The following is a 15,383-nucleotide window of genomic DNA, read 5'->3' as shown; positions in this document are numbered from 1 at the left end:
GCATTATCGGCGATAAGGCACCGCAAACCTATTATTGATGGTACGGTTTAGACAAGGCGTGCACCGCATCAACAAATATGCCCGCATTTTCCGGTGGCACATCTAAATGGATACCGTGTCCGAGGTTAAAGACATGGCCCGTTCCACCATGGCCGAATCCTTCAAGAATGGTCGCCACTTCTTGGCGAATACGATCATGCGGAGCATAAAGCATGGAAGGGTCCATATTGCCTTGCAGCGCGACTTTGTCACCGATACGCGCTTTGGCGTCGGCAATATTGATGGTCCAATCAAGCCCTACAGCATCACAACCCGTTGCAGCAATCTGCTCCAGCCACATGCCACCGTTTTTGGTAAACAGAGTGACGGGTACGCGGCGACCTTCATTTTCACGAATTAAACCATCCACAATTTTGTGCATATACTGTAGTGAAAAGAGGTTGTAGTCGCGCGGCGTCAGTACTCCGCCCCAAGTATCAAAAATCATAACAGACTGAGCACCCGCTTTGATTTGTGCGTTAAGGTATTCAATAACACTGTCTGCCAGTTTATCGAGCAAGGCGTGCAGCACGCTAGGATCGGCGTACATCATTTTTTTGATCTTAGTGAAGGCTTTTGAGCTGCCACCTTCCACCATATAAGTCGCGAGTGTCCATGGGCTGCCTGAAAAACCGATCAATGGAACTTCACCTTGTAGATCTTTGCGGATCTGGCGTACGGCATTCATCACATATTGCAGTTCGCCTTCCGGATCCGGTAAGCCAATTTTATCGACATCGGCTTTACAAGTGATCGGGCGTTCAAACTTTGGCCCTTCTCCCGCTTCAAAATACAAACCCAATCCCATGGCGTCAGGAATGGTTAAAATATCAGAAAATAAAATAGCGGCATCTAATGGAAAGCGACGTAATGGCTGTAATGTCACTTCAGAAGCTAGCTCAGCATTTTTACACAGCGCCATAAAATCGCCCGCTTCGGCACGCGTTGCGCGATACTCTGGCAGGTAACGTCCCGCTTGGCGCATCATCCATACAGGGGTGCAATCGACAGGTTGTTTTAACAGTGCACGCAAGTAGCGATCATTTTTTAATTCAGTCATTCCGTCTTCCAATTTAAAGCTTGTTATTTTTTGTGGCGTTATTCTAGCACTGAATAAGCGCCAAAAACGGTGTGCTTTGCAAGCGAGATCATGTTATTAACTTTTAAATCAATGGTTAATTTGCAAGCAACCTTTAACGGTGTTAAAAATTTGTTCGCTAGCGAAAACTATAATTATAAACTGAGTACTCTGTACTCGGCATCTCATAACGACATCTTACTTACCCCCTCCTTCACCGGAGGGTTTTTTTTAGCAATGCGGCAGTGAATCTTTCTCGATTTCGCTTAACGTGTGCTCTATTAATGCTCTGGCTATCGTCCCTTCGGGCGCAACGGGAGGCAAAGCACTTGCTAAAAACCATTGCGCATCACTCAATTCACTATAGTCGGGTTTTATCGTGCCAGAGTCATATTCCGCCACAAAGCCCATCATCATACTCGATGGAAATGCCCAAGGCTGGCTACCAAAATAGTGAATATTTTTCACATGAATCCCCGTTTCTTCAAGCACTTCACGTGCCACGCACTGCTCTAACGTCTCCCCAACCTCTAAAAAACCAGCAATGACGGTATACATGCCGTTACGATGCCTTGGGTGCTGGGCCAATAAAATTTTATCCTGATTTCGTACCGCGACAATAATGCAAGGAAAGATACGCGGATAATGTAACGTTCGACACTCAGAACATTGCATCGCCAATTGGTTGTGGTTCAGGTAATTTCGCCCGCCACATTGTGGACAAAAACGTAACGTTTGGCTCATGTGACCATATTGAAGCGCCTTGCTAATCGCCAAAAATAGTTCTGGTTTGAGATGCAACAATTCGCGTAATGAAGTCAGTTCTCGCTCGCCATCAAGATCGGCATCATTAACCCACATCACTGGGTAACCATCACAACTATCTACCACCACCGCTTTTTCTAAAGGCAGGGAATATTCGCCCGCAGATCCTAGCGGTAACTCACCATTTATGGTCCAGATCTCACTTCCGGAAACTACACACCAATAAGCGATTTTTGTATCACTATTTTTCAACATGTTGCGACCTCTCTTCTTGCAGTTACCCCATTTTACTGGCAATCTAAATTCATACCAGAATTTGTAACGTTCCAAATTTAGTTCTATAAATTCTAGTAAGGACAATGAGTTGTATCTACGAAGTGCAACCCTACGCAAAGGAAACGGTCACCCATTTTGGGACCCGATCATGAGGGCATGGTCATGCTAAAAAAACTAAAACGCACACAAGAGCAATGGGGCGGTTCCAGTGACGTTATTGATCACTGGTTAAACACGCGACAAACCTTAATTGTAGAGTATTGCAAATTAGCCGCGCTGCAACCTTGCACCGCCAAAACGAATGTTAACGGGCTTCCCTCGCCAGAAGAGCTGCAACGTTTTTGCCAGCAACTGGTGGATTATATTTCTGAAGGCCACTTCAAAATCTACGATATGGTGATGGGTAAGTGGCGTGCAACCGGCTTTGAAGCCACCGATGAAATTAATCAGACTTATGGAAAAATTATTGTTACTACCGAGCCATTACTCAATTTTACAGATAAATACGCGGCAGTGAGTGATGAGGATGATCTCGAAAACTTTGACAACGACCTTTCGCTAATTGGTGAAATTATTGAGGTGCGTTTTGGAGTGGAAGATAGTTTGATTCAACTTATCGCGGACAGCTTGGCTATCCCTCCTGGTGCTTAATATTGAATATTTGGATGTAATCATTCGCGTAGATTAATTAAGCGCAACAAAAAAGGCACCCGAAGGTGCCTTTTTTAATCAGCGCTGAGATTACTCTTCAGAAGAGAAACCTGCGTTTAGCAGTGCCGCTAGGTTATCTGTCGCTTGTTCAGCAGACGGGCCTTTTAGCTGTGCCGCACGTTTAGCTTGACGCTCTTGGTGGTAAGCGAAACCTGTACCCGCTGGGATCAGACGACCAACGATTACGTTTTCTTTCAGACCGCGAAGATCATCACGTTTACCAGAAACAGCCGCTTCTGTTAGTACGCGAGTTGTCTCTTGGAACGATGCCGCAGAGATGAACGATTCAGTCGCTAGAGATGCTTTAGTAATACCTAGTAGCTCACGCTCGAAACGAGCAGGCTGTTTGCCTTCGGCTTCTAGGTTACGGTTTGCAACTTTCACTTGTGAGTATTCAACTTGCTCACCCGCTAGGAACTCAGAGTCGCCAGCATGAGTAATCGTACACTTACGTAGCATTTGACGAACGATAGTTTCAATGTGCTTATCGTTAATCTTAACGCCTTGCAGACGGTAAACTTCTTGAACTTCGTTAGCGATGTAAGACGTTACAGCATGGATACCACGTAAACGTAGGATATCGTGCGGAGTCTCAGGACCATCAGCAATAACGTCACCACGTTCGATCTTCTCACCTTCAAACACGTTAAGTTGACGATGCTTAGGAATCATTTCTTCATAAGTTTCGTTACCCTCACGAGTGATGATTAGACGACGTTTACCTTTGGTTTCTTTACCAAAGCTCACAGTACCTGTGTGCTCAGCAAGAATCGCAGGCTCTTTTGGTCGACGAGCTTCAAACAAGTCAGCTACGCGAGGTAGACCACCCGTGATATCTCGGTTACCGCCAGATTTTTGTGGAATACGCGCTAATGTGTCACCAATACCAACTTCAGCACCATCTTCGATGTTAACGATCGCTTTACCCGGTAAGAAGTATTGAGCTGGCATATCAGTACCAGGGATCATGACATCTTTACCTTTCGCATCAACAAGTTTGATAGCTGGACGCATATCTTTACCTGCTGCTGGACGAGCGGCGGCTTCGGTTACTTCGCTTGAAGATAGACCCGTTAGGTCATCTGTTTGGCGAGAAACCGTTACACCATCAATCATATCAACGAATTGGATGCGACCAGCCACTTCAGTGATGATTGGCATGGTGTGCGCTTCCCAGTTAGCCACTGTTTGACCAGCTTCAACCGCGTCGTTATCACCTTTACTCAACACAGAGCCGTAAGGCAGTTTGTGTTTTTCTTTAGTGCGACCAAATTCGTCAATGATAGTCAGCTCTGATGCACGAGAGGTGATAACCAGCTTCTTATCTTTGTTGATAACGAACTTAGCGTTGTGAAGTTTCACAGAACCTTTGTTCTTCGCTTGGATACTGTTCTCTGCCGCAGCAGTAGAAGCCGCACCACCGATGTGGAACGTACGCATCGTTAACTGTGTACCCGGCTCACCGATAGATTGAGCAGCAATAACACCAACTGCCTCACCTTGGTTTACTAGGTGACCACGAGCAAGGTCACGACCGTAACATAGCGCACAACAGCCGAAGTCCGCATCACAGGTTACCACTGAGCGTACTTTCATATTATCGACAGAGTTCTCATCGATAATCTGACACCACTTCTCATCAATCAGAGTATTACGTGGAATAAGTACTTCTTCAGTGCCTGGCTTCATCACATCCTCAGCCACAACACGACCAAGAGCCAGTTCCGTTAAAGAAACTTTAACGTCACCACCCTCGATATGAGGCATCATGTCGACACCTTCTTGAGTGCCACAGTCATGCTCTGTCACCACAACGTCTTGTGCAACGTCTACTAAACGACGAGTCAGGTAACCTGAGTTCGCTGTTTTAAGTGCAGTATCGGCTAGACCCTTACGTGCACCGTGGGTAGAGATAAAGTACTGTAGTACGTTCAGGCCTTCTTTAAAGTTTGCTGTGATAGGCGTTTCGATGATTGAACCATCTGGACGCGCCATCAGACCACGCATACCTGCAAGCTGACGAATCTGAGCAGCAGAACCACGAGCACCCGAGTCAGCCATCATATAGATGCTGTTAAACGATTCTTGTTGTTCTTCTACGCCATCACGGTTGATCACGGTTTCAGAAGATAGGTTATCCATCATCGCTTTCGCAACACGGTCGTTGGTAGACGCCCAGATATCGATAACTTTGTTGTAACGCTCACCCGCCGTAACAAGACCTGATTGGAACTGTTCTTGGATTTCGCGTACTTCTTCTTCAGCTTCAGCAATTTCAGTGTATTTTGCTGCTGGTACAACCATGTCGTCGATACCAACTGACACGCCTGACAGTGCTGCATAAGCAAAACCGGTGTACATGATTTGGTCAGCAAATACGACCGTATCTTTCAAACCAAGCTTACGATACGCTTCGTTTAATAGATTTGAGATCTGTTTCTTACCAAGCTTCTGGTTCACGATGCTGTATGGCAGGCCTTTAGGCACGATTTGCCATAGCATGGCACGACCGACAGTCGTATCGACCATCTTAGTCTCAGTTGTGCTGTAACCATCTTCATCAACAACGGTTTCAGTGATACGTACTTTAACGCGTGCGTGTAGCGCCGCTGTCTTAGTACGGTATGCCTTCTCAGCCTCTTTAGGGCCAGCCAGGTACATACCTTCACCTTGTGCGTTGATTTTTTCGCGAGTCATGTAGTACAGACCCAAGACCACGTCCTGTGAAGGTACGATGATCGGATCACCTGATGCTGGCGACAGAATGTTGTTCGTCGACATCATCAGTGTACGAGCTTCAAGCTGTGCTTCTAAAGTTAGAGGCACGTGAACCGCCATTTGGTCACCATCGAAGTCCGCGTTATACGCCGCACACACAAGTGGGTGCAGTTGAATCGCTTTACCTTCAATCAGTACAGGTTCGAACGCTTGAATACCAAGACGGTGCAGTGTTGGTGCACGGTTTAGTAGTACTGGGTGTTCACGAATCACTTCGTCTAGGATATCCCAAACAACCGCTTCTTCACGCTCAACCATTTTCTTAGCTGCTTTGATCGTCGTGGCCATGCCGCGAGTTTCTAACTTGCTGTAGATAAATGGTTTAAATAGCTCAAGTGCCATCTTCTTAGGAAGACCACACTGGTGCAGACGTAAATATGGACCTACTGTGATTACAGAACGACCTGAGTAGTCTACACGTTTACCAAGTAGGTTCTGACGGAAACGACCTTGTTTACCCTTGATCATATCAGCAAGAGATTTCAGAGGACGCTTGTTAGAACCTGTGATCGCACGACCGCGACGACCGTTATCAAGTAGCGCATCAACAGACTCTTGCAGCATACGCTTTTCGTTGCGTACGATGATGTCCGGAGCTGCTAGCTCTAGAAGGCGCTTCAAACGGTTGTTACGGTTGATCACACGGCGGTACAAATCGTTCAGATCAGATGTCGCAAAACGACCGCCATCTAGTGGTACTAGAGGACGTAGATCTGGCGGAAGTACCGGAAGCACAGTCAGGATCATCCACTCAGGGTTATTACCTGAGCTGATAAACGCTTCAACAAGCTTCAGACGCTTAGTCAGTTTTTTGCGTTTAGTTTCAGAGTTAGTGGTTTGTAACTCCTCACGCATCATCTCTGTTTCAGCGACAAGATCCATTGAACCCAATAGGTCCTTGATCGCTTCTGCGCCCATCTTCGCCGTGAACTCATCGCCCCACTCTTCTAGACGGTCAAGATACTCTTCTTCAGTAAGCATCTGACTCTTTTCTAGATCCGTCATACCCGGCTCTGTTACTACATACATTTCGAAGTAAAGAACACGTTCGATATCACGTAGAGGGATATCCATTAGCAGACCGATACGAGACGGTAGCGATTTTAGGAACCAGATGTGAGCAACCGGTGATGCAAGCTCGATGTGGCCCATACGGTCACGACGAACTTTAGTTTGTGTAACTTCAACGCCACATTTTTCACAGATCACGCCACGGTGTTTCAGACGCTTATATTTACCACAAAGACATTCGTAGTCTTTGACTGGACCAAAAATACGCGCACAGAACAGACCATCACGTTCAGGCTTGAACGTACGATAGTTGATCGTTTCAGGTTTTTTAACTTCACCAAAAGACCATGAACGAATCATGTCAGGTGAAGATAGACCGATTTTGATTGCATCAAATTCTTCGGTCTTATGCTGTGCTTTTAGAAAGTTTAATAAGTCTTTCACAATCAGCTCCTGTAAGGAGTTAAAAGGCGCTCGGCGAGCGCCTTTCTACCAGGATAATCCAGAGGGTTTACCGCCAAGATTACTCTTCGTCTTCTAGCTCGATGTTGATACCTAGCGAGCGGATCTCTTTCAGCAATACGTTGAAAGACTCTGGCATGCCAGGTTCCATGCTATGGTTACCATCAACGATGTTCTTATACATCTTCGTACGACCGTTAACGTCATCTGACTTAACAGTAAGCATTTCTTGTAGTGTATATGCAGCACCGTATGCTTCTAGTGCCCACACTTCCATCTCACCGAAACGCTGACCACCGAACTGAGCTTTACCACCAAGTGGTTGCTGAGTTACTAGGCTGTACGAACCTGTTGAACGAGCGTGCATCTTGTCATCAACAAGGTGGTTCAGTTTGAGCATGTACATGTAACCGACAGTTACAGGACGCTCGAATGCATCACCAGTACGACCATCAAACAGTGTTAGCTGACCAGAAGTTGGTAGGTCGGCTAGGCTTAATAGTTCTTTGATTGATGCTTCTGACGCACCATCAAATACTGGAGTTGCAATCGGTAAACCACCACGAAGGTTGTTCACAAGAGTACGAACATCACCATCAGACAGAGCAGAAATATCTACTTTCTGACGCGTATCGCCAAGATCATAAACCTTCTGTAAGAACTCACGCTGCTTAGACAGCTCTTGTTGTTCTTTAACCATTTGGTTGATCTTGTCACCAATACCTTTTGCAGCCAGACCTAAGTGAACTTCAAGGATCTGACCTATGTTCATACGTGACGGTACACCTAGTGGGTTTAATACGATATCAACCGGCTGACCGTTTTCATCGTAAGGCATGTCTTCAACAGGGTTGATCTTAGAGATTACACCCTTGTTACCGTGACGACCTGCCATCTTATCACCAGGCTGGATACGACGTTTCACCGCTAGGTAAACTTTAACAATCTTCAGAACGCCAGGCGCTAGATCATCACCTTGAGTGATTTTGCGACGTTTCGCTTCGAACTTCTTATCGAAGTCAGCTTTTAGCTCATCCCACTGCTCAGCAAGCTGTTCAAGTTGAGATTGTAGCTCGTCGTTTTCTAGTGTTTGTTCTAGCCATTTCTTACGATCGATCGCATCAAGCTTCGCTTCAGAATAGCCACCATTGATCAGTACAGCTTTCACACGCGCTAGTAGACCACCTTCAAGAATTTGGAACTCTTCAGTAAGGTCTTTCTTCGCTTCTTTTAGCTGCATGTGTTCAATTTCAAGCGCACGCTTGTCTTTCTCTACGCCATCGCGAGTGAAAACTTGAACATCGATAATGGTACCTGAAACAGAGTTTGGTACACGCAGTGACGTATCTTTAACATCAGAGGCTTTTTCACCGAAGATTGCACGTAGTAGCTTCTCTTCTGGAGTTAGCTGAGTTTCGCCTTTCGGCGTTACTTTACCAACTAGGATGTCACCACCCTTAACTTCAGCACCAATGTAAACGATACCTGACTCGTCTAGTTTAGACAGAGCCGATTCACCTACGTTTGGAATATCCGCTGTGATCTCTTCAGAGCCCAGCTTAGTATCACGAGCCACACAAGAAAGTTCTTGGATGTGGATAGTCGTGAAACGGTCTTCTTGAACGACGCGCTCAGATACTAAGATCGAGTCTTCGAAGTTATAACCATTCCAAGGCATGAATGCGATACGCATGTTTTGGCCAAGCGCTAGCTCACCAAGGTCTGTTGAAGGACCATCAGCAAGGACATCACCGCGAGCTACAGGTTCACCTGGCATCACAGTAGGACGTTGGTTAATACATGTGTTTTGGTTCGAACGTGTGTATTTAGTTAGGTTGTAGATGTCGATACCCGCTTCACCAGATACAAGTTCATCTTCATTAACTTTAACTACGATACGAGACGCATCAACTGACTGCACCATACCGCCACGTTTGGCAACGGCAGTTACACCAGAGTCAACCGCTACATTACGTTCGATACCAGTACCAACCAACGGCTTCTCAGCGCGTAACGTTGGAACCGCTTGACGTTGCATGTTCGCACCCATCAATGCACGGTTCGCATCATCGTGTTCTAGGAACGGGATAAGCGAAGCGGCGATTGATACGACCTGGTTGGTCGCAACGTCCATGTAGTCAACATGTTCACGAGGGTGAAGACCAGATTCACCTTTTTGACGAGCTGTGATCAGCTCATCTGCAAACGTACCTTCTTCAGTCAGAATGGCGTTTGCCTGCGCGATAACAAATTGACCTTCTTGGATAGCTGACAAGTAATCAACTTCATCAGTCACCACACCATCAACAACACGACGGTACGGAGTTTCTAGGAAACCGTATTCGTTACAACGTGCAAATGCTGACAATGAGTTAATCAGACCGATGTTCGGACCTTCTGGCGTTTCGATCGGACATAGACGACCGTAGTGAGTTACGTGTACGTCACGTACCTCAAAGCCAGCACGCTCACGAGTTAGACCGCCAGGACCCAATGCAGAAATACGACGTTTGTGCGTCACTTCTGAAAGTGGGTTGTTCTGGTCCATAAACTGAGAAAGCTGTGAAGAACCGAAGAATTCTTTAACGGCCGCAGAGATAGGCTTCGCATTGATCAAATCTTGAGGCATGATCGCATCAAGATCGCCAAGGCTTAAGCGCTCTTTCACTGCACGTTCAACACGCACAAGACCTACGCGGAATTGGTTTTCAGCCATTTCACCAACAGAGCGAATACGACGGTTGCCAAGGTGGTCGATATCGTCCACTTCGCCAATGCCGTTACGAATGGCGATCAACTTCTTCATCACTTCGATGATATCAGTTTCGTCAAGCGTACCAAGCTCGCCGGCATCTTCACGCTCAATTGAGCTGTTGAACTTCATACGGCCTACTGTTGATAGGTCATAGCGTTCTTCTGAGAAGAATAGGCTTTCAAACAGCGATTCGGCTGCTTCTTTTGTTGGTGGCTCGCCAGGGCGCATCATGCGGTAGATTTCTACTAGTGCAGAAATACGATCAACCGTACTGTCGATGCGGAGCGTCTCAGACACAAATGGACCATGATCAAGATCGTTCGTAAATAGAACTTCAAGTTTCTTATAGCCCGCTTGTGAAAGATTCGCTAATGCTTCCAAGCTAATTTCTTGGTTTGCGCTAACGATGACTTCACCAGTTGCTTCATTGACATAATCTTTAGAAGCGACTTTACCAACGATGTACTCAACGGGTACTTCGATAAAATCAACGTTATCTTTTTCTAGTTGACGAATATGACGAGCCGTTACACGACGACCTTTTTCGACATAAACGGTACCATTTGCTTCAATATCAAATGACGCTGTTTCGCCACGCAGGCGCTCAGGTACCAACTCCATAAGAAGAGTTTGGTCTTTGACTTCAAACTTCACTTTTTCGAAGAACAGATCCAAGATCTCTTCTGTCGATTTACCAAGTGCACGAAGAATGATCGATGCAGGCAGTTTACGACGACGGTCAATACGCACGTATAGGTTATCTTTTGGATCAAACTCAAAATCTAACCATGAACCACGGTAAGGGATAATACGTGCGTTATAAAGAACTTTACCTGATGAGTGAGTTTTACCCTTATCGCTGTCGAAGAATACGCCTGGGCTTCGGTGCAGCTGGGATACGATAACCCTCTCAGTACCATTAATTACGAAGGTACCATTGTCTGTCATGAGTGGAATTTCACCCATGTAGACTTCTTGTTCTTTAATATCTTTTACAGTACCTGCTGGCGCGTCTTTATCAAAGATCACTAGGCGTAGTTTTACGCGTAGTGGCTTAGAATAAGTTACACCACGAATTTGACATTCTTTAACGTCAAAAACTGGCTCACCAAGACGATAGCTAACGTATTGCAGCTCAGAATTGCCGTTATAGCTCTGAATAGGAAATACAGAACGAAAAGCAGCCTCAAGACCGTATTGTCCTTCAGGATCCTGTTCGATAAACTTGTCGAACGAATCGAGCTGGATCGATAGCAGGTATGGAATGTCCAACACTTGTGGACGAGTACCAAAGTCCTTACGGATGCGCTTTTTCTCGGTATAAGAGTAAACCATGGGGTTCCTCAGCTCGCTGATAAGTGACCCAAACTGCCCACCAATTATTCAAAAATAAAGGGTCATAGGACAGTGACTAACAGCTGTTTACTGTAGTAACACAACATCACTCAAAAATGATAGTTTGTGTGCTTTTGCACGAGTATAAGCGTCTAAACAGCGGGAAAATTCACCCATACCCTACAGCGCAAAAAGGCCGGTGGTCAATAAACCACCAGCCATTAGCCTTGCGGCTAAGAAATTAAGTAATAATTACTTAACTTCAACAGTCGCACCAGCTTCTTCTAGCTCTTTCTTAAGTGCGTCAGCTTCTGCTTGAGAAACTGCTTCTTTAATTGCAGCTGGAGCGCCGTCAACTAGAGCTTTAGCTTCTTTAAGACCTAGGCCAGTTGCGCCACGTACTGCTTTGATTACAGATACTTTGTTTGCGCCAGCAGCAGTTAGGATTACGTCGAATTCAGTTTGCTCTTCAACAGCTGCTGCTGCTGGGCCGCCTGCAACTACTGCAGCTGCAGCAGAAACACCGAACTTCTCTTCCATAGCAGAGATAAGTTCAACAACTTGCATTACAGACATTTCTGCAACTGCATCTAGGATTTGCTCGTTAGTAATAGACATAACAATTCTCTTTTAAGTCAACAATAAGTTTATTTAGCAAACAATAAAAAGCAATGCGAATTACGCAGCTTCTTTTTGATCGCGGACAGCAGCGATAGTACGTACCAGCTTGCCAGCAGAAGCTTCTTTCATGCACATCATTAGGCGTGCGATTGCTTCGTCGTAAGTTGGTAGTGTCGCTAGTAGTTCAGCGTCAGTTAATGCGCCTTCAAATGCAGCTGCTTTGATTTCAAAGTGCTTGTTCTCTCTAGCGAAGTCTTTAAAAAGACGCGCTGCAGCACCTGGATGCTCGTTAGAGAATGCGATCAAAGTAGGACCTACGAATACGTCTTGTAGACATTCGTAAGCTGTGCCTTCCACTGCGCGACGTGCTAGAGTATTACGAACAACTCTCATGTAAACACCCGCTTCACGAGCTTGTTTACGTAGAGAAGTCATCGCGCCTACTTGAACGCCACGAGAGTCAGCAACAACTGCAGAAAGTGCACCACTGGCCGCTTCGTTGACTTCAGCAACAATTGCTTGTTTGTCTTGAAGGTTTAAAGCCATCTTGGATTTACTCCTGGTTGTCGTTACACCACTCACTATTATGACAACAGTGAGAGTTATTTCGGTGCAGTCCCAGAAGAAAGTTTATCTATTCAAAAAATAAATTATGCTTTCTGTCAGTTCGGGCACCATCTACGTAGGTACGATTAAGTCATTTATCAAACAGACAAATAACGCCTACGGTCTTGGACGGAGACTGGGTCATAGTTCTAAGAACTAAAATCAGCCCCAACCACAAATATTAGGCGCAGAATTATACACAAATTCCACACCTAATCAAATGTATTATTACGCTTGAGCGTTTAGCGTGTTCTGATCAACAGCAACACCAGCACCCATCGTAGTAGAAATGCTTACTTTCTTCAGGTAAGTACCCTTAGCAGAAGAAGGTTTCGCTTTCTTAAGTGCAACTAGAAGAGCTTCTAAGTTCTCTTGAAGTTGGTTAGTTTCGAAAGAAACTTTACCGATAGTTGTGTGGATGATGCCGTTTTTGTCGTTACGGTAACGAACCTGACCTGCTTTAGCGTTCTTAACCGCTTCAGCAACGTTAGGAGTTACAGTACCAACTTTAGGGTTTGGCATTAGACCGCGAGGACCAAGAATGGTACCTAGTTGACCTACAACGCGCATTGCATCTGGAGAAGCAACAACAACGTCAAAGTTCATTTCGCCTTTCTTCACTAGCTCAGCTAGATCTTCCATACCCACTAAATCTGCACCAGCAGCTTTAGCCGCTTCAGCGTTTGCACCTTGAGTGAACACTGCAACACGTACTTCACGACCAGTACCGTGTGGCAGAACAGTTGCACCACGTACGTTTTGGTCAGATTTACGAGCATCAATGCCAAGGTTCACAGCAACGTCTACAGACTCAACGAATTTAGCCGTTGCAAGTTCTTTAAGAAGAGCTACAGCTTCGTTGATTTCGTATTCTTTAGTTGCGTCAACTTTCTCACGGATAGTGCGCATACGCTTAGTTAGTTTTGCCATGATATTAACCCTCTACCACTAAGCCCATTGAACGAGCAGTACCCGCAATAGAACGTTTCATCGCTTCAATGTCAGCACCAGTCATATCAGCCGCTTTCGCTTCTGCAATTTCTTGGATTTGAGCATCAGTAACCGTGCCCACTTTTTCAGTGTTTGGACGGCCTGAACCAGACTTGATGCCTGCAGCTTTCTTCAGAAGAACAGCCGCTGGAGCAGTCTTAGTTACGAACGTGAAAGAACGGTCGCTGTATACAGTGATAACAACTGGAGTAGGCAAGCCTTTCTCCATTGATTCTGTTCTTGCGTTGAACGCTTTACAGAATTCCATGATGTTAACGCCACGTTGACCTAGTGCAGGACCAACTGGTGGACTTGGGTTCGCCATACCAGATGCAACTTGCAACTTGATATAAGCTTCAACTTTCTTAGCCATGATATTTCCTAAATGTGGGTACAAACGCCAATCAGCTGATCAGCTCCCCGGTTACTTTGTCATAAAGACGTGTAAATAAGGCGCGAAATTATAATCACATTTCACGCCCTTAACAACCCTAAAAGATGTTTTTTTAATCAAGCTTATCGACTTGGCCAAACTCAAGTTCAACAGGAGTTGCACGACCAAAGATAGATACTGACACTTTAATGCGGCTCTTCTCGTAATCCACTTCTTCAACGGTGCCGTTGAAATCAGCAAATGGACCTTCATTAACACGAACCACTTCACCTGCTTCAAACATCGTCTTAGGACGCGGAGCTTCGCTCGCTTTCTCTAGACGATTAAGAATCGCATCGGCTTCTTTGTCAGTGATAGGTGCAGGACGATCGGAGGTTCCACCAATGAAACCCATTACACGAGGAACACTACGAACTAAGTGCCAGGACTCATCATTCATGAGCATCTGTACCAATACATAGCCTGGGAAGAACTTGCGCTCACTTTTACGGCGTTGACCTGCACGCATTTCAACAACTTCTTCGGTTGGAACAAGAACTTCACCGAAGAATTCTTCCATTGCGTGCATCTTGATATGCTCACGCAGCGATTGCGCTACGCGGCCTTCAAATCCAGAGAAGGCTTGAACTACATACCAGCGTTTTTTAGGAGCTTCACTCATGTATTAAACCCTCTATACCCCAGTCACGAAAGCGACAAGACGAACCATAATGCCGTCGATGCCCCAAAGTGCTAGAGCCATTACGATACTTACAGCTAAAACGATTAATGTTGTTTGCATGGTTTCTTGACGTGTCGGCCATACCACTTTGCGAACTTCCATACGAGATTCACGCGCAAACGCAATCGCCGCTTTTCCTTTTGTGGTTGTCGCAGCAACACCGAGTGCTGCAATAATCAGCGCAACCACACCTGCAGCGCGAAGCACTACAGACATTTCACCATACAGGTAATTACCCACAACAGCGGCAGCTAACAGAGCAAAAGTGACAATCCACTTAAATGTGTCTGCTGCACTTGAGCTATCAGGAATTTCAGCATTGTTTGCTTTCATAAACCAACCTGTTACAAGTCTTAACATAGACGACAACAACCCCGCTGTTGCAGGGCAAATCCATAGCACAGGTAAAGCTACCTATACATACTCATCAAGATAGAAATGTCTCTATCTTAAATCCTTTGCACTGGCTTTATCGACCAACAAATCGACAACGGCCAAATTTAGTGCAGAAAAAGGGCATCAAATGATGCCCTTTTTGGTAGTCGTTAGTCAAATACTATTCGTATTTAAACGGCTAAATCAGCAATTAAGCGATAACTTTAGCAACAACACCAGCACCTACTGTACGACCGCCTTCACGGATCGCGAAACGTAGACCTTCATCCATCGCGATTGGAGCGATTAGCTCTACAACCATTTGGATGTTGTCACCTGGCATTACCATCTCTACGCCTTCTGGTAGAGAGATATCGCCTGTTACGTCCGTTGTACGGAAGTAGAACTGTGGACGGTAGCCTTTGAAGAACGGAGTATGACGGCCGCCTTCATCTTTAGACAATAC

Annotated in this window: 11 protein-coding genes and 1 pseudogene; 1 reads left to right on the top strand and 11 read right to left on the bottom strand. The window is 45.6% G+C overall.

What is annotated here, in order from left to right; all coding sequences use genetic code 11:
• Positions 1-31: 31 nt before the first annotated feature.
• Together hemE and nudC are read right to left on the bottom strand one after the other, a co-directional pair.
• Positions 32-1,099, bottom strand: coding sequence for a uroporphyrinogen decarboxylase (gene hemE / locus AACT18_RS12100; RefSeq protein WP_010318957.1), 1,068 nt, complete (start codon positions 1,097-1,099; stop codon positions 32-34).
• A gap of 249 nt (positions 1,100-1,348) precedes the next feature.
• A complete protein-coding gene (gene nudC, locus AACT18_RS12095; protein ID WP_176428308.1) occupies positions 1,349-2,134 on the bottom strand; it encodes an NAD(+) diphosphatase in 786 nt (261 codons plus the stop codon).
• A gap of 180 nt (positions 2,135-2,314) precedes the next feature.
• Between nudC and rsd the strand changes: the two genes are divergently transcribed.
• Positions 2,315-2,809 (top strand): sigma D regulator, encoded by a 495-nt coding sequence (gene rsd / locus AACT18_RS12090; protein ID WP_094124808.1) that lies wholly within the window; start codon positions 2,315-2,317, stop codon positions 2,807-2,809.
• 90 nt (positions 2,810-2,899) lie between these two features.
• Here the strand turns inward: rsd and rpoC are convergent, their stop codons facing one another.
• The 9 genes and pseudogenes from rpoC to tuf all read right to left on the bottom strand — a co-directional run.
• A complete protein-coding gene (gene rpoC / locus AACT18_RS12085; protein ID WP_094124809.1) occupies positions 2,900-7,102 on the bottom strand; it encodes a DNA-directed RNA polymerase subunit beta' in 4,203 nt (1,400 codons plus the stop codon).
• 79 nt (positions 7,103-7,181) lie between these two features.
• Positions 7,182-11,210 carry a DNA-directed RNA polymerase subunit beta gene (gene rpoB, locus AACT18_RS12080; RefSeq protein WP_064624215.1) on the bottom strand — a complete coding sequence of 1,343 codons (4,029 nt, stop codon included), beginning with the start codon at positions 11,208-11,210 and terminating at the stop codon, positions 7,182-7,184.
• A 252-nt stretch (positions 11,211-11,462) separates the two neighbouring features.
• Positions 11,463-11,828, bottom strand: a complete 366-nt coding sequence (gene rplL, locus AACT18_RS12075; protein WP_010318962.1) for a 50S ribosomal protein L7/L12 — start codon at positions 11,826-11,828, stop codon at positions 11,463-11,465.
• A 60-nt stretch (positions 11,829-11,888) separates the two neighbouring features.
• Positions 11,889-12,377 carry a 50S ribosomal protein L10 gene (rplJ, locus tag AACT18_RS12070; RefSeq protein ID WP_026027617.1) on the bottom strand — a complete coding sequence of 163 codons (489 nt, stop codon included), beginning with the start codon at positions 12,375-12,377 and terminating at the stop codon, positions 11,889-11,891.
• Positions 12,378-12,665: 288 nt separating this feature from the next.
• On the bottom strand, positions 12,666-13,367 hold the full coding sequence (gene rplA, locus AACT18_RS12065) for a 50S ribosomal protein L1 (protein WP_013857952.1): 702 nt from the start codon (positions 13,365-13,367) through the stop codon (positions 12,666-12,668).
• Between the two features lie 4 nt (positions 13,368-13,371).
• Positions 13,372-13,800, bottom strand: coding sequence for a 50S ribosomal protein L11 (gene rplK / locus AACT18_RS12060; RefSeq protein WP_010318965.1), 429 nt, complete (start codon positions 13,798-13,800; stop codon positions 13,372-13,374).
• Positions 13,801-13,933: 133 nt separating this feature from the next.
• The gene (nusG, locus tag AACT18_RS12055) at positions 13,934-14,482 is read right to left on the bottom strand and encodes a transcription termination/antitermination protein NusG (RefSeq protein WP_013857954.1); all 549 of its coding nucleotides are present in this window, start codon (positions 14,480-14,482) and stop codon (positions 13,934-13,936) included.
• A gap of 12 nt (positions 14,483-14,494) precedes the next feature.
• On the bottom strand, positions 14,495-14,875 hold the full coding sequence (secE, locus tag AACT18_RS12050; RefSeq protein WP_026027616.1) for a preprotein translocase subunit SecE: 381 nt from the start codon (positions 14,873-14,875) through the stop codon (positions 14,495-14,497).
• 253 nt (positions 14,876-15,128) lie between these two features.
• Positions 15,129-15,383: pseudogene (gene tuf, locus AACT18_RS12045) on the bottom strand (elongation factor Tu); the annotation flags it as partial.

The organism is Vibrio sp. V04_P4A5T148 (assembly GCF_963875605.1).
GTDB lineage: Bacteria > Pseudomonadota > Gammaproteobacteria > Enterobacterales > Vibrionaceae > Vibrio > Vibrio anguillarum.
The sequence above is the reverse complement of the archived record's forward strand: the minus strand, read 5'-3'. Positions and strand labels throughout refer to the sequence as shown.

Excerpts from the sequence above, each read along its gene's own strand:
- hemE (WP_010318957.1), bottom strand. The coding sequence starts at position 1,099 with ATGACTGAATTAAAAAATGATCGCTACTTGCGTGCACTGTTAAAACAA.
- rsd (WP_094124808.1), top strand. The coding sequence starts at position 2,315 with ATGGTCATGCTAAAAAAACTAAAACGCACACAAGAGCAATGGGGCGGT.
- rpoB (WP_064624215.1), bottom strand. The coding sequence starts at position 11,210 with ATGGTTTACTCTTATACCGAGAAAAAGCGCATCCGTAAGGACTTTGGT.
- rplL (WP_010318962.1), bottom strand. The coding sequence starts at position 11,828 with ATGTCTATTACTAACGAGCAAATCCTAGATGCAGTTGCAGAAATGTCT.
- rplJ (WP_026027617.1), bottom strand. The coding sequence starts at position 12,377 with ATGGCTTTAAACCTTCAAGACAAACAAGCAATTGTTGCTGAAGTCAAC.
- rplA (WP_013857952.1), bottom strand. The coding sequence starts at position 13,367 with ATGGCAAAACTAACTAAGCGTATGCGCACTATCCGTGAGAAAGTTGAC.
- rplK (WP_010318965.1), bottom strand. The coding sequence starts at position 13,800 with ATGGCTAAGAAAGTTGAAGCTTATATCAAGTTGCAAGTTGCATCTGGT.
- nusG (WP_013857954.1), bottom strand. The coding sequence starts at position 14,482 with ATGAGTGAAGCTCCTAAAAAACGCTGGTATGTAGTTCAAGCCTTCTCT.
- secE (WP_026027616.1), bottom strand. The coding sequence starts at position 14,875 with ATGAAAGCAAACAATGCTGAAATTCCTGATAGCTCAAGTGCAGCAGAC.